This is a genomic window from Streptococcus danieliae (assembly GCF_009767945.1).
In the GTDB taxonomy this organism is placed as follows: domain Bacteria; phylum Bacillota; class Bacilli; order Lactobacillales; family Streptococcaceae; genus Streptococcus; species Streptococcus danieliae.
In genome coordinates this window covers 1-19455 of record NZ_WSRS01000028.1, presented here as the reverse complement: position 1 = coordinate 19455, position 19455 = coordinate 1, and the positions used below count along the sequence as shown (strand labels likewise).

Below are 19455 nucleotides of genomic sequence, written 5' to 3'. Positions count from 1 at the left end.
ATGTTTAGGTCTTGAATTCCGAGTAATTTTTGAGTAACATAGTCCATATGAAGCAATTCCTATTCTGATGTTTTTTTTTCACTTATCAGTTTACTAGGAATTGCTTTTTTTTGCACTCTGAATTACAAAAAAAGTTGCATGGAGAGCAAGCTTTCCACACAACTTATTATAGAACCTTTCTTTTTGCTTATTAGACTTCCTGCAAAACAGTGACAGAACCTAAGATTTATCGGAGTCATCACTTGAAAAAGACTGAGTTACAAAATGTTTCAGTGTGGTTGTGCGATCTCTCTTACTGAGAAATGGGATTTAATACATTAGTTCCGCAGGAAGTCTATTATTTTGGATACATTTTAAATTGTAGGAATAGATCATTATAGATTCCCAGCCATTTAGGGCCAAGGTTTTGATAGACCTCCAGATTTTGTTTGGCTTCTTCGGTTGGATAGAAAGCCTGGTCTAAACGCATCTCATCTGGTAGTTCTGCCTGGGCCGTTAGATTAGGAGTGGAATAACCGATGTATTCCGCATTCTGTAACGCTACATCTGGTTGCAGCATAAAATTAATAAAGGCATAGGCTGCTTCCCGGTTCTTAACTGTGTGTGGAATCACAATATTGTCAAACCATAAGTTCGAACCTTCTGGCGGCACTACATAATGCAAATGTTCATTCTCATCCAACATCTGTCTGGCTTCACCAGAGAAGGTGACTCCAATTCCAGCATTATTTTGGATCATATAAGTTTTCATTTCATCGGCTACAATCGCTTTGATATTTGGGGTCAGCTTATAGAGATGGTCTGTAGCTTGATCTAACTCTTTTTGTTTTTGACTATTAATAGAGTAGCCAAGTGAGTTGAGACTCAGACCCATGACTTCTCGAGCACCATCAATCAACATAATTTGATTCTTATAAGCCGGATTCCACAGGTCCGCCCAATGCTGAGGAACTTGGTCAATCAACTGATCGTTATAGACAATCCCCAGGGTCCCCCAGAAATAGGGAATGGAATAGGCGTTTTGGGGATCAAAACTCTGATCCAGCAGAGACGGATCAATGTGCTCGAGACCAGTAATTTTACTGTGATCCAACTTCTCCGCCAAGCCTTCTTGAATCATCTTTTGAATCATGTACTCACTCGGAATCACCAGGTCGTAGGTGGTCCCCCCCTGCTTAACCTTGGTATACATGGCCTCATTGGAATCAAAGGTTTCGTATTGGATCCGAATTCCAGTCTCCTCTGTAAACCGTTTGATCAATGCCGGATCAATATAATCTCCCCAATTGTAGATCACCAAAGGCCTTTTTTGCGCCTGGCTCTCCTTGGGTTGCAGCTGCCAGATAATGACTCCTAGGGTTAGAAGAATTAAACCAATTCCCGCTACAAAGCTTATGAGTCGCTTCATTACTCTTCCTCCTTTTGTCTCGAAATAAAATAGAAACCAATAACCAGCAAAATACTGAAGAGGAAGACCAAAGTGGATAGGGCGTTAATCTCCAAGGAAACGCCGCGTCTCGCACGGGAATAGATTTCAACCGCCAGGGTCGTAAAGCCGTTCCCCGTCACAAAAAAGGTCACTGCAAAATCATCCAAGGAGTAGGTAAAGGCCATGAAATAACCCGCAATGATGGCTGGTGTTAGGTAAGGAAAAAGAATTTCTCGCAATACCTGACCTTCAGAAGCTCCTAAATCATAAGCTGCATTGATCATATCTTGGTTCATCTCTTGCAAACGCGGCAAGACCATCAACACAACAATCGGAATAGAAAAGGCGATATGACTCAGCAAAACAGATACAAAACCTAATTGAAAACCAATCAGCGTAAAGAGAATCAAGAAGCTAGCCCCCGTCATAACATCGGGCGCCACCATTAGGATATTGTTAAATCCTAACAAACTAGCCTGCACCGGCTTCTTAGCCTTGTACAAGAGAATGGCCCCAAAAGTTCCAATCAAGGTCGCAATACTAGCCGATAAAAAGGCTAAGAAGAAGGTTTGCGTCAAAATCAGAATCAACCGTTGATCAGAAAAGAGGGTTTGGAAATGCTCCCAAGTGAAGCCGGTAAAAGCATTCATATCACCGCCAGCATTAAAGGCATAGGCGATCAAATAGAAAATAGGCAGATACAAGAGCGCAAAGACCAGAAAAAGATAGAGATTTGCTAGTTTTTTCATGCTTCTCTCCTCTCTCTTGTTAACCACATGGTTAAGAGCATGGCCACGATCAGCACAACGCCAATGGTTGATCCCATACCCCAGTTTTCCGTAATAAGGAAATGCTGCTCAATCGCTGTTCCCAAGGTAATCACCCGGTTGCCCCCGATCAAACGTGTCAGCATGAAGAGGCTGAGACTCGGGATAAAGACTGCCTGTACCCCTGAACGTACACCTTTCATAGACATGGGGAAAATCACCCACCAGAAGGTTTGCCAGTGACTACCGCCAAGGTCGTAAGAGGCGTTGATCACCGATTTATCTAGCTCATCCAGAGCATTAAAAATCGGCAAAATCATAAAGGGCAATTCAATGTAGGAACTAACTAGCAGGAAGGAAAAATCTGTAAACAGCAACTGCTGGGATCCAATCCCCATAAAGCTGAGGAACTGATTAACAGCTCCCTCCTGACTCAGAATGCCTAAAAAAGCATAGGCTTTTAACAGGAGGTTGATCCAGGTTGGGAGAATAATCAGTAAGAGCCAGAGTTCCTTGTGCTTGAGTTGAGTCAGAAAATAGGCCATAGGGTAACTGATGGCTAGTGTTAAAGCCGTAATCAAACCTGCATATAGGATTGAATTAAAACCCATCCGCAAGTAAGTGGCATTGTCCGCTTGGAAAAAGGTCCGGAAATTATCCAAAGAGAAGGAACCATCATTGGTAAAAAAAGATTGGAAAACAATCAAGACCAACGGGGCTAGTACAAAGAGAAAAATCCACAAGAGGTAGGGGATGGAAAAGAAATTAGCTATCCTTGTCTTCATCGCGTTCCTCCTCGATGGCTTGAATCAACCCAGCTTCTGCCTCCTCTAGATCGACATATTCTTCAATACGTGCATCAAATTCTTCTTCGGTCTCATTCAAGCGCATGATATGAATATCTTCTGGTTCAAAATCTAAACCAATCACTTCCCCCACAATGGCTTTACGTGTTGAATGAATCATCCACTCATTGCCCAGGTCATCATAGGCAATAATTTCATAATGAACCCCTCGAAACAGTTGCGTATCGACGGTAACCTGTAATTTCCCCTCTTCCGGTAGCGTGATCCGCAAATCTTCCGGACGAATGACCACTTCTACCGCTTCCCGGGGACGCATCCCTCCGTCAACGGCTTCAAAGCGGCGACCATTAAACTCAACCAAATAATCTTCAATCATGGTTCCAGGTAGAATATTGGACTCTCCGATGAAGCTGGCTACAAAATGGTTGATCGGCTCGTCATAAATATCGACAGGCGTCCCTGATTGAATAATCTCTCCCTCATTCATGACAAAGATCCAATCACTCATAGCCAAGGCTTCTTCCTGGTCATGGGTTACAAAAACAAAGGTAATCCCCAAGCCCTGTTGCAATTCCCGCAATTCATACTGCATGTCTGTCCGCAATTTCAAGTCTAGAGCAGATAGGGGTTCATCCAGCAACACAACCCGAGGCTGGTTAATAATCGCACGCGCAATCGCCACCCTCTGACGCTGGCCCCCAGAGAGTTTTTGAATGGACCGTTTTTCATAACCAGACAGCTGAACCATCTTCAAGACCTGGCTCACGCGCTCCGCAATTTCTTTTTTATCAACCTTACGAACCTTGAGCGGAAAAGCTACATTGTCAAAGACATTCATGTGGGGAAAGAGTGCATAGGATTGAAAAACTGTATGCACATCCCGCTGGTTGATGGGCACATCATTCAGACGTTGGCCATCCAAAAAGATATCTCCAGACGAAGGATCCAAAAGTCCAGCAATCATATTCAGAATGGTTGATTTCCCGGAACCAGAAGCCCCTAACAGGGTATAGAACTTCCCTTCCTCCAACTCAAAATTGATGTCTTTTAAGACCTGGGTTCCTGTATCTTCATAAATTTTGGATACATGCCGGAATTCAATAATTGGTTGTTTCACTCGTAATCTCCAAAAATTCTAACTTCAGGCTCTAAACGCACACCTGCATGTTCTTCTACTCGTTGAATAACATCTTGAATCAGCTGCTCATAATCAGCCGCTGTCCCATCATACCGATTCACCATAAAACCAGCATGTTTGGTCGACACTTCAACACCACCAATACGATAACCCTTTAAATCCGCTTCCGAAATCAATTGACCTGCAAAATGCCCCGGTGGACGTTTAAAGACAGAACCACAACTTGGATATTCCAAGGGTTGCTTCAATTCCCGCAAATGCGTCAGCCGCTTCATCTCCTGCTCAATCAGTTGATAGTCACCCGGTTTCAAGGAGAATTTAGCCGAGATAATAATATCGCCGGTCTCCTGAATAGCCGAATGGCGATAGCCAAAACGCATATTGCGATTGTCTAATGTCTTAATTTCGCCCTCTTTGGTTAAAATCGTACAAGACTCTAAAACATGACCAATTTCACCACCATAGGCTCCCGCATTCATGAAAACAGCTCCACCAACGCTACCCGGTATCCCACAGGCAAATTCAAAACCGGACAAACTATGATGCAAGGCAATATGAGTGGTCTGGATCAAGTTGGCCCCGGCTTCTGCTTCGATCATATAGCCATCAACAGAGATATGATTCAAATAGTTAAACATGATGACAAAACCACGGACCCCACCATCACGAATAATGATATTGCTCGAATTCCCCAAAACCATCCAGGGAATCTCTTCACGATTGGCCAATTTCACAATCCGCAACAATTCATACTTATTCCTTGGGAAGACCAAATAGTCAACCGGCCCCCCAACTTTAGTATAGGTAAACTCCTTCAAGGGATAGTCAAAACGAATGTCAATCCCTTCAAGCTCAGCTTGGATTTTCTCTCTACTTATCATCGTCTCATCCTTTATTTTTATCAATTCTCATTATACCATCTTTTCCTCTAAAATTGACCGGATTCATAAGAGAGCACACAAGAAAAAGACACCTTCTTTAACGCAAAGGTGTCTAAAAAATCATTCTTGCTGTCCTTGAAAGACTTCCCAGATTTTCTGCTGGGGTCTGGCAAAGGGATAGCTTTCAAAATCCTGGGCTGACAACCAGAGACTCCCCTCAGCTAGGTCAGGCGTCCCCTTAACCTGTCCCACTTCAAGCGTAATATGCCATTTGCGATGGCTGAAAATATGTTTTACTTCTGGGAAGTTTTGCTCCTGCCAGTCAATTTCAAAGGGATAGTCAGCCTGGAAACGTGACCGTACATCGCTCTCTTCGGCTACTTCCAGAGGAGCTTCAAAAAAGGTTAATTCCTTTTCTTCCTCTACTTCTAGCAAGGGGAAGTGCCAAAAGCCCGCTAAGAGATTGCTGTGGTCATTTTTCTCCAGTAGAAAGTCCCCAACCTGGTTCTGCAGAATAAAGGCTTTGAGAAAAATCGGCACTGGCTTCTTCTTAGGAGCTTTGATGGGATAGCGATCCATAGTGCCATGTAAATAGGCTGCTGAAAAGTCTTTTACGGGACTCTCATGAGGTCTAGGATTAACAGGTGCCTCAATATCAGACCCTAGATCCATCAAGGCCTGGTTGAAGTCCCCAGGTCTTTGCGGATCAATTAGAACTTCCATCATAGCCTGAAAAACCTTCCGATTGGTTGGGTTCCCAATGTCTAGATCAACTTCGAATAGACGTGCCAAAACTCGCATTACATTCCCATCCACGGCTGGTTCAGGCAAATTGAAGGCAATACTGGCTATTGCCCCTGCTGTATAAGGTCCAATCCCTTTTAAACTTCGGATCTCTTCCATTGTTTCAGGAAACTTCCCCTCATACTTTTCCACCATCGTCTGAGCCGCCACCTGCATATTGCGGACCCGCGAATAATAACCCAGGCCTTCCCAAGTTTTTAACAAGGTCTCTTCCTCGGCCGCCGCTAAATCAGGAATGGTTGGGAAGGTCTCCAAAAAGCGCTGGAAATAAGGGATAACTGTGTCAACCCGGGTTTGTTGCAGCATAATTTCGGAAACCCAAATCCGATAGGGATCCGTATTTTCCCGCCAGGGGAGGTCGCGTTTTTCACGATCATACCATTCGAGCAGAGCCGACCGGAAGGCCTGGATTTTCTGGTCAGGCCACATATCGATACCATATATCTTTAAATCCATCATATTGCTAGGTCAAATTTCAATTGCGGGCGAACAGGATCATAATCGACCAATTCGAAATCTTCAGCCCGGATATCGTAAAAATTCGTTCCATCTGGTACATTTAAGACCAACTGTGGAGTCTGTTCAGATGCTGTTCGATTCAACAATTCCAGGGCTTGCTCAAACTGATTATCATAAATATGAAGATTGTTTACGAAATAGAAAAATTTACCTGGTTTCCAACCAAAGTGCTTGGCAATCATCATCTGCAGGGCCACATACTGCATGGCATTAATGTGGTGGGCCACCAACATATCATTGGAACGTTGGGTAAGAGTTGCATCCAAATAGAGATCATCACCGACCCGGCGAACATCAAACATGGTTTGAAAGGCACAAGGAAGTAAGCCTCCTGTCTGGTCAAAAGCCTGATAGTCCCAAAGAGAAATCACATTGCGGCGATTCCACGGATTTTCAGCAAGCTGCTCGAGAACGCGGTCGATAATCTTGTGTTTGTGAACAACAGCTCCATAGCGTTGACCAATTGTTCCTGTTTTGTCTACTTCCCAATCATTCCAGTAGCCCACTCCATACTTGTCATTAAGCAAATCTAAGTCATTGGATTGGTCTTGGTAGATCCAAAAAATCTCTTTAATGGCCGATTTTATGGGAATTGGCCGAAGGCTGGTAATCGGAAATTCGCCCTTGGATAGATCATATTCCGTAAAAGATCCGGTAATGTATTTTGAGTGGGCGGTCCGACCATCCTTGTATTGGGGTCTAGCTTGTTCGCTCATAACCCCTTCCTCTAAAATTTTTCGTATATTACTTTTGAAAATATCGTCTGCGCGTGTCATAGGCTGTCCTTTTTTAATGTAGAAGAGGCTGGATTGTCCCAGCCTCTCTCTTATACTATCATACTGATTATTGAAGAACCAAGGATGCTGCTCCAATAACTCCTGCATCATTGCCCAATTGAGCCAAGGAAAGTTTTGTTGAACTTGCTACTTGAGGGAAGGCATTGGCTTTGAAAACCTCTTCAACTCCGTTCAAAAGAAACTCTCCAGCTGCTGAGACACCACCACCAATGACAATTGTTGATGGGTTTAAGATGCTTGCAATGTTGGCACAAGCAATCCCTAGATAGCGTGAGAAGTTGCGGTAAACAATCAAGGCTAGCTCATCGCCTTCTTTGGCAAGGTCAAAAACAACCTTAGCTGTTACATCATCACCATCATCGATCAACTGTTTCAAACGGGCATCACCTGCATACTCATCGGCATAACGACGAGTTAGGTTGACAATACCAGTTGCCGAAGCCACAGTTTCCAAGCAGCCAGGCTTACCACAAGTACACATGATTGGTTGGTCAAAATCGACAACGATATGCCCCAACTCACCACCAGCTCCCGCAATTCCGTGAATCAAGTTCCCATCAGCGATAACACCACCACCAACACCGGTTCCAAGAGTCATGAAGACAACATCTGGAGCGTTGCCACCAGCCCCAACCCAACGCTCTCCAAGTGCAGCAACATTGGCGTCGTTATCAATATAGAAAGGAATTCCCAGGGCTACTTCCATTTGCTCTTTGACAAGCTGTGGGGTTTTCCAGTTGAGATTGTAGGCTCCTACAACCGTACCCGCTTGGCGGTCAACCACACCTGGTGAACCCATTCCAATTCCGAGGAAGTTCTCGGCAGTCAAGTTCAATAAGTCCAAATGATGTTGAATAGAAGCAATCATTTCTGGAACAATGTGGCTTCCCTCATCCAAAATATTGGTCTTAATGGACCATTTTTCCTGAATCTCACCCGCTTGGGTTAAAATTGCAAATTTAATGGATGTGCCACCAAGGTCAATACCAATAATTTTCTTCTCCATCTTCAAACTCCTTCTATTTTTATCATGGTTTCAGTATATCAGAATTCATCCTTTCTGAAAAGAGGAAACGTTTGCATTGCTTTAAAAGCTAACCCTTTCTTTTTACAATAGAGGCTAGAAAAAAACTGGGAAATCCCAGTTTCTACCTAATTATTCAAAACTTTCATCAACTGGACCAGGCCGCTATAGACAAAGGTGGAGGCAACTAGACGAGCCGTCACACCACCACCGACCATGGCATGGTTGATTAAGAAAAAGCCTAAAACCAAGCCCAACAGACTGGACCAAAACAGGTAATTGGATAGAATCGGCACTTCCTTACACATCCCTGCTGATTCAACTAGGCGAATGATAGCAAGTAGTCCAATCCAGCTCCCCAGGAGGATTGGAACCAATAAGGGAAAGCCCAGAAAAGTACCAACAAACAGGTAAGAGCCCAATAAGCACTCCACCCCAACAATCATGGGCAGCCAAATTGATTGGGCCTGACTGGGGAGTCCCTTATAGAAAAAGAGACCACTGATCCCATTCGAAATGAGAACAAGAGCTAGGAGCCAGGAAATCGCCAAAAGGTCTGTTCTTGGATTCCAAAATAGAAAAATCCCGAGGGCGATGGAAACAAAAGCTGCTCCCAAAACTCCCCATTTACTGCCCTGATTCACAAAACTGGCTCCTTTCACTAATGCTCTTTCTACTATATAAATTTCCTAGGTTCTTGTCAAGAAATCGCAACAATCGTCCGCCCTAAATGCTGACCTGCTTTGAGCTTCTGAGCTGTTTCTGTAATCTCTTCCAATCCAATCACTTGAACAAACTCCTCACCTCCCAGCCTCCATTCTTGAGCCAGGAGCGACCAGATTTTTGTCCGTTTTTCAAAATCAATCGCAACAGAGTCAATACCAATCAAGCGGATACCACGCAGAATAAAGGGAAGGACTGTGGTTTCCAGTTTAAGGCCACCGGCATTTCCACAGGTCGTCACAGCTCCCCCGTAAGCGACTTTCGGTAAAACCTGGGAGAGGACTGGTCCGCCAACAGTGTCCAGAACATAGCGGTGACAGAATTGCTTAGAAAGACAGGCGATTTAACTGATGTAATAATATACTATTTAAAAACTAAATGACTTTAACTCCATCTCAAAATTTTGGTGGGGTTAAAAGATACGACCAGTATGAGAAAGATTGCTTCAATCTGTAAAACAGGCTATCAAATTGTGTATGGAGCGTCATTAGAATTAGCGAAGTATGTAAACAATCTGGCACCGAGGACTCTCCCTCGAGTATTAGCGAAGGAAGAGAGTATAGGCTTGGCCTTATCCGTACTTTATCATAATGGTCTCGTCGAGGGGATTAACAATAAAATTAAGCTTCTGAAACGCTCTGCTTTTGGCTATCGGAAACATGAACATCTCTTTGCCAGAACTTACTGGATGCAAACTGCCGCTGTCCACTCTATCTAAAGAGCCCTCCTCTCTAAGGAGGGAAGGGACAGAAGGTTTGAACTAGCTATCAGTGTTTTAGATTTTCACAGTGGAGCTGTTAATGTGACCCTGGCTTCTAGAAGCTAAAGAGATGCAAGACCCAGTGGTGTAAAGATTCCAAGCCAGCAGGCTTGGAATCGGGGGGAGTCGGAAAACTTCGGTTTCCGACTAAGGCATGGAACTCGTTAGAGGTCGCTGCCGTCCCCCACCACAGGTCAAGCATCTCATAAAAATTCGAAAGAAGCCAGAGGTCAGACTACTTCATTACAGTTATTAAAAACTAAACATTATCAAAATCTATGATTATCAGTTTCAGGAATTCCACACAAGAGTAAAAGAACCCTATTTACTCGCTGTTTCAAAAGATGCTAGGTATTCATACCGTTCATACTGGTATAATAAGTCTTCGTTTAACTGATCCAATTCCTGCTGGAGGGGGGCTAGAGCTCCATAATCACTCGCATTATCTTGCATCTGCTGCTCAACCCCTGAGATAGTAGACTCCAAGGTTTCAATCTTAGCTTCAATCCCCTTCCATTCCTGCTGCTCCTGATAAGACATCCGCTTCACAGAGGAGACCTCCCTTGGTTTAATGGTCTTAGGTTGTGCTTCCTTCTTTTGCAGCTGTTCCTGGGTAAACTTTTTCTCATCCAGATAGTCTGTATAGTTTCCAAAATATTCCCGAATTTGCCCGTCTTCAAAGGCTAGTAGCTTATTACTGACCTTATCCAGGAAATACCGGTCATGGCTAACCGTTAAAATAGGACCAGCAAATTGTTGCAGAAAAGCTTCCAGAATCGTTAGGGTTGCGATATCTAAATCATTGGTCGGCTCATCCAAGAGCAAAACATTGGGTTGCTGAATCAAGAGTTTTAACAAATAGAGCCGTTTCTTTTCTCCTCCTGACAACTTCGCAATCACGGTTCCATGGCTAGACCTCGGAAACAGAAATTGCTCCAACAATTCCGAAATACTGACACTACCGTTGGCAGTTTTGCTTTCGGTGGCCACTTGGCTCAGATATTCAATCATCCGCTTGGACTCATCCAAATCCTCCGCCGACTGAGAGAAATAAGCGATTTTCACAGTCTCGCCCCGGATTAGCTCACCAGCTGTTGGCTGCAATTGACCAGCAATCAAGTTCAACAGACTAGACTTACCGACCCCGTTATCGCCAACAATCCCGATTCGATCTCGATTCTGAATCAGAAGGTTAAATTGATTGATCAGGGTTTTAGAACCATAACCAAAGCTAAGATCCTTAAATTCCAGAACCTTTTTCCCAATCCGGCTGGTCTCAAACTGGATTTCTAATTGATCTTTGGTTTGATAAGCCGCCATGTCCTTTTTCAAACTCTCAAACCGCTTAATCCGCGCTTCTTGCTTGGTCGCCCTGGCCTGGGGTTGGCGACGCATCCAAGACAGCTCCTGCTTATACAGCTGCTGACGCTTGTGTTGCGCACTGGCCGCCCGTTCCTCTTCATCAGCCTTTTGCGCCACATAGTCCTGGTAATTTCCTTGGTATTCTGCTAATCTCCCTTGATCCAATTCAAAAATGCGAGTAGCGACTTGATCCAGAAAATAACGATCGTGGGTAATAAAACAAACGGTGCTTTGATGATTGGTCAGGTAATTAGCCAGCCAATCGACCATTTCAATATCTAAATGGTTGGTTGGCTCATCCAAGAGCAAGAGATCCGCTTTCCGTAACAAAACCTGGGCCAATTGAACCCGGCGTCGCTGCCCTCCAGACAAGTCATCAATACGAACCTGGGAATCCTCTAAGCCCAATTTTGATAACATTGTCTTGGCCTGGCTTTCCAAGCCCCAAATATCCTGAGCTTCCATTTGGGCCATCAATTGATCCAAGCGGGCTTGCTTGGATTCATCATAGGTCGCCATCAGCTCCTGATAATCTTTGAGGAGGGCCATTTCCTTAGGACGACTAGCCAGGACTGTTTCTAAAATACTCGCTCCTGCTTGAAACTGGGGCTCTTGGGTCAAATAGGCGATTTCATAATCCGTCTTGGTTTGAAAGGGGCTAAGATCGCCATCAAATCCCGCAACACCCGCCAGGACATCCAAGAGACTGGATTTTCCAGTGCCATTCAAGCCAATCAAGCCAATCCGATCTTGGGGGTGGATGATGAAGGACAGGTCTCGAAACAAAACTTTATCTGCCACCGATTTGGTAAGCCCCTCAACAATAAAATCAGTCATTCAGTCGCTCCTTTACAAAGGCCAAAATGGCCGCTTTCTCATTCAATAATTCTCCCGTGACAATGGCCAGCTCGACCTCTTTTAAGACTTGGCCCATTCGCGGACCGGGCTGAATCCCTTCTTCCTGCATCAGCGTCCGACCAGTTACAAGAATCTCATGTTTGTCACGGATCGGCAGGACAGCCAGGCTCGTTTCCAAATAGCTATGATCGGTGGTCAAGCCCAGGGCTGCCCGCAAATCCTCCGCCTGATACAGGAGCTCCTCTTGATAGAGGTAGCAATCCCAGGCAGATAGCCGTCCTGCTTCCCGCTTACTGAGAATTTCCAATAGTTGCAATACCTGTTTTTGAAACTCCCGCGAAGTCTTCCAAGCCTTTAAAATCGGAGCGGCTTGCTTATTTGTAAAGTGGTACAGCAAGCCCGCCCAAGCCTGAGCCGAACTGGTGAAACAGAAATCATCCCTCATTTTTTCTAAAAAAGAAAAGAGGGCTTGAGCTTCGGAGTCAAAACCAGGTAAATAAAGATAGGCTTTGGCTTGAAGAAGCGAGGCCAAACCTCGGGTCCAGGCACCCGTCAACAAGAGTTTTTCAAATTCAATAAAAATCCGTTCAATCGCGATTTTTTCAAGCAAGGGAGCACAGACTGTCATGGCCGCAAAGGTCTCGGTCTCAAGCTCAAAATCCAAGGAGGCCTGAAAACGGAAGCCCCGCATAATGCGTAAGGCATCTTCTTGGAAACGCTCAGAAGCCAATCCGACCGCTCGAATGACACCAGTCTGGAGATCTTCCAGCCCCTGGAACAGATCGACCAGGTTCCCCTCAGAATCCAAGGCCAGGGCATTGATGGTAAAATCTCGCCGCTTAAGATCCTCGTCTAGCGACCGGACAAAATGAACTTGACTGGGTCTGCGGTAGTCGACATAAGCCTCCTCAGTCCGAAAGGTCGTAATTTCATATTCCTGTCCGCCCTCCAGCACCAGAACAGTCCCATGCTCAATCCCAACATCCACCGTACGCTCAAATAGCTCTTTGATTTCCTGGGGATAAGCGGAAGAAGCAATATCCACGTCATGGATGGTATGATTCAAAAGTACATCCCGTACGCATCCACCAACAAAATAGGCCTGATAACCAGCCTCTTGAATTTTTCTTAATATAGGCAAAGCCTTCTGAAATTCAGAAGGCAAACTTGTTAATTTCATAGATTTCGTCCATTTACACTCGAGGTAGGAAACCAACAGCGACACTACCTGCTCCTAGATGGGTTCCAATCACACTACCGAAGGTCACTAAAGGCAGCTCACCCGTCACACCAGCTTCCTGCAGTAGGGTTCGCAATTGGAGGGCTTTTTCTTCGCAGTTAGCATGAATGACTGCTACATAATAATCGCCACCCTGAACCTGTTCACTAATCAGATCACAGAGACGTTTCATGGCTTTTTTCTCAGTTCGAACCTTGTCATAGACCTCAATTTTCCCTTCGTCGGTGAAATAGAGGATTGGTTTGATACTGAGGAGACTCCCTAAAAGGGCTGCCCCATTGGAGAGCCGCCCCCCCTTGACCAAATGATTGAGGTCATCGACTAAAATATAGGCCTGAACACCCTCAACTTGATGCTGAATCTTCTCAAGAATAACTGAAAAATCATCGCCCGCCTCCGCAGCTTCCAAGGCTGTTTGAACCATAAAGCCAAGTGGGGCACTGGTAATTTTCGTATCTGGGAAGGCCAATTCAAGATTTGGAAATTCCTCTTTCAAAAACTGAATATTCTGGTAGAAACCAGAAATTCCACTTGAAAGAAAGAGACCAATCACATGTGTGTACTCCTCCGACTCTAGTTTTTGTAAAAGCAGCTCAAGCTCTGCTAGACTCGGCTGGCTAGTTTTAGGCAACTCCTTTGAAGCTGCCATTTTTTCATAAAATTCTTCCGCAGTCAGATTTTTGCCTTCTAGATAGCTTTCACCGTCAATCAAGACGGGAATATCTAGAACAAACAAATTCTTTGCGTCTACACCATCACTTAAATAAGCAGACGCATCGGTAATCACTGCAACTTTAATCATTGTTAAAACTCCAAATTAATGCCCGGCATATCCAGGGCAATTTCTGTTACTTCATAGGTGAGGCGGTTAAGCATACCCAGACTTGGTTCCGCCAATTGTTGAACCTCGGCCTGCTCCAATTCATTAGGTTCGTTGATAAAGCGATCCTGCACATGGTTGGTTTGGGAAATCACCCCGCTAATGACAAAGGTATCAAAAACAACCATAAAGCTCACAATCACAACCATCGAGGTTTTCTGAGCAGCCTCATCGCGACTAATCAGTTGAAAATTGACGTCAATCTTTGTCTCTGGAGCACCATTTTCCTTCTCCCATTCAAAGTTCCGAGCATCGTAGTGGTATTGACTAACAAAAATTTTATCACGAACTAATTCCATGGACTCTTCTCCTCATAAAATACTAGTTCCATTATAGCACTTGGACCACTATTTGTCTTTATTATCTCAAAAATCTAGACACTTTTCAATCTTATGTTTCATTTTTTCTGAAAAACAGGCTCTTTCATTCCGAAAAAGCCTGTATATTTTCATTATTTACTTGTTTTTTTGAAGTAACCGTAAAGGACACCAGAGACCACCGCTCCAATTAAAATGAAGACAAGGTATAGCAGGGGATTTGAAGTAAGGGCTACAACAAAGACTCCGCCATGAGGGGCCATCAATTTGATGCTAGCCAAGCCAACCAAACCACCAGCTAGGGCAGATCCGGCTACAAAGCTTGGAATCGCCCGCGCTGGATCAGCTGCTGCAAATGGAATCGCACCTTCGGTAATAAAGGAGAGACCCATGATAATATTGGTCAAACCAGAATTCCGTTCTTCTTCAGTAAATTTGTTTTTAAAGAGTAGGGTTGCCACAAAAATCGCCAAAGGAGGAACCATACCACCGGCCATAACGGCTGCCATAACAACAGAGCCACCAGTTGCGACACTGGCTGCCAAGGTTCCAGTACCAAAGATATAGGCCGCCTTATTGAAAGGTCCTCCCATATCAATAGCCATCATACCCCCAACAACCAAACCAACAAGGACAGCTGAGCTACCAGATAAACCTTCCAAGAAGTTATTCAAACCAGTATTGATAGCCGCCATTGGGATGTTGACAAAGAGCATGAGGAAACCAGTCAAGCCAATTCCCAAGAGAGGGAAGAGCAAGATTGATTTGATTCCTTCCAAGGAACGTGGCAAGTTGGCCAAGGCTTTTTTGAGGAAATTCACCACATAACCAGCCAAGAAACCACCAACTAGGGCACCCAGGAAACCAGAAGATACACCGCTGAGGGCTAGACTCGCTTCACCACCAGCTGCGAAGGGAACGTGACCCCAGGCCGCCCCTGATGAAGCCAAGGCACCCGCCACAAATCCGGCTGCCAAGCCAGGTTTTTCCGCAATCGAATAGGCAATATAACCGGCCAAAACTGGAAGCATGAAGCCAAAGGCTGCTCCACCAATCGCCTTAAAGAGGGCCGAAATTTGATGGTAAGATCCCAGGTTGGCCAATTGATCTTGAGGAACACCTAACATTTGGTCAAAGAGGAAGGCCAGGGCAATCAGAATCCCACCACCGATCACAAATGGTAACATCTGACTCACACCACTCATCAAATGTCTGTAGAGACCAGAGCCACCTGCAGACTCAGCAGCTTTAGCTGCATCCTGGCTTGCTTCATAAACTGGTGTCACTGGATCCAAGGCTAGTTTGATCAACTCTTCTGTTTTCCGGATTCCGTCCGCTACAGGTCGATTAACCAGTGGCTTGCCTGCAAAGCGAGCCATTTCAACCGCCTTATCGGCAGCAATAATGACACCCTTGGCACGCGCAATGTCTGCATCTGATAGAGGGTTACCGACGCCACTAGCTCCATTGGTCTCAACCTTGATCCCAATACCCATTTCAGCAGCTTGTTTTTGTAGAGCTTCTTGGGCCATATAAGTATGGGCAATCCCTGTTGTACAAGCAGTTACTGCAACCAAGAAGTCCGCATCTTGATCCACCTCAGCTGCCGGTGCTGCAGCAGCCTCCTCTTGCTGGTTAAACAGAGCTAATACTTGCTCAGGGCTACTTGCCTGACGCAACTGGGCTGCAAAGCCGTCTTGCAAGAGATATTTTGACAAATCAGCAAGGGCTGCCAAATGAGTATCATTTGCACCCTCTGGTGCTGCAATCATAAATAAGAGGTCGGTTGGCTGGCCGTCCAAACTTTCATAATCCAAACCACTTGCGGATTTCGCAAAGAGGACGACTGCTTCTTTGACCGCCACATTTTTACTGTGGGGCATGGCAATCCCATCGCCCAAGCCTGTTGAGGTCTGCGCTTCACGTGCCATAATGCCATCTTTGAAGATTTGGAAGTCTGTTACATAGCCATGAGCCACTAAGGACTCAACCATCTCATCTACCACTGCTTCCTTGCTTTGAGCTTGCAAGTCCAGCAGCATCACATCTTGCTTCAATAAATCTTGAATGTTCATCGTTTTTCTACCTCCACCTGTTGGTACATTTCTTGAATGTAGTCTGCAGTTGCTAAATCATCTGAGAAGGTTGTTGCTGTCCCACAGGCCACCCCCCATTTAAAAGCCTCCAGAGCGTCCTGTGTTTCTGCATAGGCCCCTGTAAAACCAGCGACCATGGAATCTCCTGCTCCGACGGAATTCTTGACCTCTCCTTTAATCGGTTTGGCAAAGTAGGCCTCCTCAGCCGTTACCAACAAGGCTCCATCTCCAGCCATGGAAATAATAACATGCTGGGCTCCCGCCTGGATTAATTTTCCTGCATACTCCTGAATCTCAGCCAAGTCACTCAGCTCCCGACCATAAATAGCTCCCAATTCGTGATTATTGGGTTTAACCAAAAGTGGCTGATGCTGCAAGGAATCCAGTAAGGTCTGTCCTTCAAAATCGCAGACCACTGCTGCACCGGTCTCTCGGGCAAGACCAATCAAATCGCGGTAAATTTCATTTCCGAGATTGGCTGGACTAGAGCCTGCAAAGACAACCACATCCTCAGCTCCAATACCTGTCAGAAAACTCTTAAGTTCCGCCAAAGCTGTCGGCAAAATTTCCGGACCAGTTCCATTGATTTCGGTTTCCTGGTCAGCTTTAACCTTGACATTAATACGGGTATCCCCTGCAACTTGGACAAACTGATGGGGGATTCCTTCCTGATCCAAGACATCCGTAATAAACCGTCCGGTAAAACCACCAAGGAAGCCCGTTGCCTGATTGCTTTTCCCTAAGCGCTGCAGGATCCGACTGACATTAATGCCCTTCCCCCCTGCAAACTTATCGTCCGACTTCATCCGATTCACCTGTCCCAGCTCTAACTGGTCCAGACGGACAATAAAGTCAATGGAGGGATTAAGCGTTACTGTATAAATCATGCTGTAAGTACCTCTGTTTTCTCTTCTAATCGTTTCATCAAGGAAGATTGGGACGGTGCTATCACCAAGGTCGCAGCATCAACTCGAGCCACCTTGACAAAAGCAGTCTGATAATACTTGGACGGATCTGCCAAAACATAGACCTTTGAAGCATTCTGAAATACTGCCTTCTTCAGGGCTGCTTCCTCTGGATCAGGGGTATAGTACCAGTTCTGGTCCAAGCCATTCATCCCCATAAAAGCCCGATCAAAATTCAAAGCCTGTACCTGTTCCAAGGCTGCCGCTCCGATACAGGCATCCGTTGTTTCCTTAATCTGCCCACCAATCATCAGGGTTGGAACATGCAAGTCAACTAAACGCGCCGCATGGTGAATCGAATTGGTTACAACTCGCACCGCCTTTTGGGCCAAACCTTCCAGCAAGAAGGCCGTCGTTGTCCCCGCATCAACAAAAATGGTCTCCCCATCCTGGATCTGCTGCAGGGCACAGTTGGCAATAGCCTGCTTTTCAGCCACATGTTTGATGGCTTTTTCTTGCATATTTTCTTCCTGGGATAGAAAGCGAAGATGCTCTGCTCCACCATGGACACGTTTTAACAAGCCCTGGCGCTCCAGTTCTGCTAAATCTCGCCGAATGGTTGATTCGGATGTTTGCAAGAGTTCTTGCAAATACTCCAGACTGACAAACCCCTGTCCCCGCAATTCTTCTCGAATCCGATGATGCCGTTCTTCTTTTAGGATAACAGTCCCTCCTTATGAAATCGATTACAAAAACTATTATACCCCCAATTTTTTTCAATGTCAATCAATTTCATTCAAAATCTTTCACCTTGAGGAAGCCAATTTGTCTATTTTTTTTGATTTTTGATAAAATGAAGGTAGAATCCATAGAAAATTAAAAAATAAAAGGAGATCTCATGTCTGAGATTTATGACATTACCATTATTGGCGGCGGCCCAGTTGGCCTCTTTGCCGCCTTCTACGCCAACCTTCGAGAAGCCAAGGTGAAACTAATTGATTCCTTGGAACAACTAGGCGGGCAACCTGCCATCCTCTACCCAGAAAAAACGATTCTCGACCTCCCGGGCTTTCCCTCCATTACGGGTCAAGGCTTGACCGATAACCTGCTAGAACAACTACATACCTTTGAAACAAGGATTTGTTTAGACGAGACCCTACTTGAGATGGAACAGCTCGATGGCCACTATCGCTTGGTGACCTCCAAAGGAGACCACCTGTCAAAAACAGTCATTATTGCAATGGGTGGAGGAGCCTTCAAGGCTCGTCCACTCGAACTTGACGGTGCCGATCAATACGACAATATCCATTACCATGTTCAAAACATGGAACAATTCCGAGATCAAAAAATCGCTATCCTCGGTGGTGGCGATTCCGCAGTCGACTGGGCACTGGCTTTTGAAAAAATTGCTAACACAACCTTAATTCATCGCCGGGACAACTTCCGGGCCTTGGAACACTCGGTCTCTGACCTCAAGGCTTCTACGGTTAGGATCCAAACCCCTTATATCCCATGTAGTCTTATCGGGCAAGACAAAACCGTTAGCCACCTCGAAATTACCCACACTAAAACAAAAGAAGTAGAACAGCTTGAAGTGGACCATATTTTCGTCAACTATGGTTTCAAATCCTCCATTGGCAATTTAAAAACCTGGGGGCTCGACTTGGAACGCCAGAAAATCTTGGTCAATAGCAAGCTCGAAACCAATCTACCAGGGATCTATGCCATCGGTGATTGCTGCACCTATCCCGGAAAGGCAGCCATGATTGCCACCGGCTTCGGTGAAGCTCCTACTGCCGTCAACAACGCCGTCCACTTCATCGACCCAAAACAAAAAATTCAACCCAAACACTCTACAAGTATCTAATACAAGCCCTAGCCCAGACAAAAAACGACCTAAGATTACATCATCCGAGGTCGTTTTTTATGGTTCTATAATAAGTTGTGTGGAAAGTTCAAATTCCATACAGCTTTTTTTGTCATTCAGAGCACAAAAAAAGCAATTCCTGTTAAACTGATAAGTGAACAAAAAAACATCAGAATAGGAATTGCTTTATATGGATTATATAGTCGTTTAGCTTATAAACCGTATATGATATACTTGTCTTATGGCATACGGAATTGATTTTAGAAAACGTGTCCTCGCTTA

19 protein-coding genes are annotated in these 19455 nt (G+C 45.0%); 2 read left to right on the top strand and 17 right to left on the bottom strand.

The window, feature by feature from the left end:
• Positions 1-337: 337 nt before the first annotated feature.
• The 10 genes from E5983_RS04250 to E5983_RS04205 all read right to left on the bottom strand — a co-directional run bounded on the left by E5983_RS04250 (position 338) and on the right by E5983_RS04205 (position 9129).
• Entirely contained in the window at positions 338-1408 is a 1071-nt protein-coding gene (locus E5983_RS04250) for an ABC transporter substrate-binding protein (RefSeq protein WP_160332671.1), read from the bottom strand.
• A complete protein-coding gene (locus tag E5983_RS04245; RefSeq protein WP_160332670.1) occupies positions 1408-2178 on the bottom strand; it encodes an ABC transporter permease in 771 nt (256 codons plus the stop codon). Before E5983_RS04245 ends, E5983_RS04250 begins: the two co-directional genes overlap by 1 nt.
• Positions 2175-2981, bottom strand: a complete 807-nt coding sequence (locus E5983_RS04240; RefSeq protein WP_160332669.1) for an ABC transporter permease — start codon at positions 2979-2981, stop codon at positions 2175-2177. Before E5983_RS04240 ends, E5983_RS04245 begins: the two co-directional genes overlap by 4 nt.
• A complete protein-coding gene (locus E5983_RS04235; protein WP_160332668.1) occupies positions 2962-4119 on the bottom strand; it encodes an ABC transporter ATP-binding protein in 1158 nt (385 codons plus the stop codon). Before E5983_RS04235 ends, E5983_RS04240 begins: the two co-directional genes overlap by 20 nt.
• Positions 4116-5021 (bottom strand): UDP-N-acetylmuramate dehydrogenase, encoded by a 906-nt coding sequence (murB, locus tag E5983_RS04230; RefSeq protein ID WP_160332667.1) that lies wholly within the window; start codon positions 5019-5021, stop codon positions 4116-4118. The genes E5983_RS04235 and murB overlap by 4 nt, the downstream gene beginning before the upstream one ends.
• A gap of 120 nt (positions 5022-5141) precedes the next feature.
• Positions 5142-6284 (bottom strand): A/G-specific adenine glycosylase, encoded by a 1143-nt coding sequence (mutY, locus tag E5983_RS04225; protein ID WP_160332666.1) that lies wholly within the window; start codon positions 6282-6284, stop codon positions 5142-5144.
• Entirely contained in the window at positions 6281-7120 is an 840-nt protein-coding gene (locus tag E5983_RS04220) for a thymidylate synthase (protein WP_160332665.1), read from the bottom strand. Before E5983_RS04220 ends, mutY begins: the two co-directional genes overlap by 4 nt.
• Positions 7121-7187: 67 nt before the next feature.
• On the bottom strand, positions 7188-8147 hold the full coding sequence (locus tag E5983_RS04215; RefSeq protein ID WP_160332664.1) for an ROK family glucokinase: 960 nt from the start codon (positions 8145-8147) through the stop codon (positions 7188-7190).
• A gap of 146 nt (positions 8148-8293) precedes the next feature.
• Positions 8294-8809 (bottom strand): DUF308 domain-containing protein, encoded by a 516-nt coding sequence (locus tag E5983_RS04210; RefSeq protein WP_160332663.1) that lies wholly within the window; start codon positions 8807-8809, stop codon positions 8294-8296.
• Between the two features lie 56 nt (positions 8810-8865).
• A complete protein-coding gene (locus E5983_RS04205) occupies positions 8866-9129 on the bottom strand; it encodes an MDR/zinc-dependent alcohol dehydrogenase-like family protein (RefSeq protein ID WP_160332662.1) in 264 nt (87 codons plus the stop codon).
• Positions 9130-9318: 189 nt separating this feature from the next.
• Here E5983_RS04205 and E5983_RS04200 point away from each other — a divergent pair, with 189 nt between their 5' ends.
• Positions 9319-9606, top strand: coding sequence for a transposase (locus E5983_RS04200; protein ID WP_160332661.1), 288 nt, complete (start codon positions 9319-9321; stop codon positions 9604-9606).
• A gap of 363 nt (positions 9607-9969) precedes the next feature.
• On the opposite strand, the gene E5983_RS04195 is transcribed toward E5983_RS04200, so the two are convergent.
• The 7 genes from E5983_RS04195 to E5983_RS04165 form a co-directional block, all read right to left on the bottom strand.
• Positions 9970-11847: an ABC-F family ATP-binding cassette domain-containing protein gene (locus tag E5983_RS04195; RefSeq protein ID WP_160332660.1), complete on the bottom strand. Its 1878-nt coding sequence runs from the start codon at positions 11845-11847 to the stop codon at positions 9970-9972.
• Positions 11840-13048, bottom strand: coding sequence for a CCA tRNA nucleotidyltransferase (locus tag E5983_RS04190; protein WP_160332659.1), 1209 nt, complete (start codon positions 13046-13048; stop codon positions 11840-11842). The genes E5983_RS04195 and E5983_RS04190 overlap by 8 nt, the downstream gene beginning before the upstream one ends.
• A gap of 13 nt (positions 13049-13061) precedes the next feature.
• Entirely contained in the window at positions 13062-13907 is an 846-nt protein-coding gene (locus E5983_RS04185; RefSeq protein WP_160332673.1) for a DegV family protein, read from the bottom strand.
• 5 nt (positions 13908-13912) lie between these two features.
• Positions 13913-14287 carry a DUF1149 family protein gene (locus tag E5983_RS04180; RefSeq protein ID WP_160332658.1) on the bottom strand — a complete coding sequence of 125 codons (375 nt, stop codon included), beginning with the start codon at positions 14285-14287 and terminating at the stop codon, positions 13913-13915.
• Positions 14288-14439: 152 nt separating this feature from the next.
• The gene (locus E5983_RS04175) at positions 14440-16380 is read right to left on the bottom strand and encodes a PTS fructose transporter subunit IIABC (RefSeq protein WP_160332657.1); all 1941 of its coding nucleotides are present in this window, start codon (positions 16378-16380) and stop codon (positions 14440-14442) included.
• On the bottom strand, positions 16377-17288 hold the full coding sequence (pfkB, locus tag E5983_RS04170; protein ID WP_160332656.1) for a 1-phosphofructokinase: 912 nt from the start codon (positions 17286-17288) through the stop codon (positions 16377-16379). The genes E5983_RS04175 and pfkB overlap by 4 nt, the downstream gene beginning before the upstream one ends.
• The gene (locus tag E5983_RS04165) at positions 17285-18028 is read right to left on the bottom strand and encodes a DeoR/GlpR family DNA-binding transcription regulator (RefSeq protein WP_160332672.1); all 744 of its coding nucleotides are present in this window, start codon (positions 18026-18028) and stop codon (positions 17285-17287) included. Before E5983_RS04165 ends, pfkB begins: the two co-directional genes overlap by 4 nt.
• Positions 18029-18204: 176 nt before the next feature.
• Between E5983_RS04165 and E5983_RS04160 the strand changes: the two genes are divergently transcribed.
• Entirely contained in the window at positions 18205-19173 is a 969-nt protein-coding gene (locus tag E5983_RS04160; protein ID WP_160332655.1) for an NAD(P)/FAD-dependent oxidoreductase, read from the top strand.
• Positions 19174-19455: the final 282 nt, after the last annotated feature.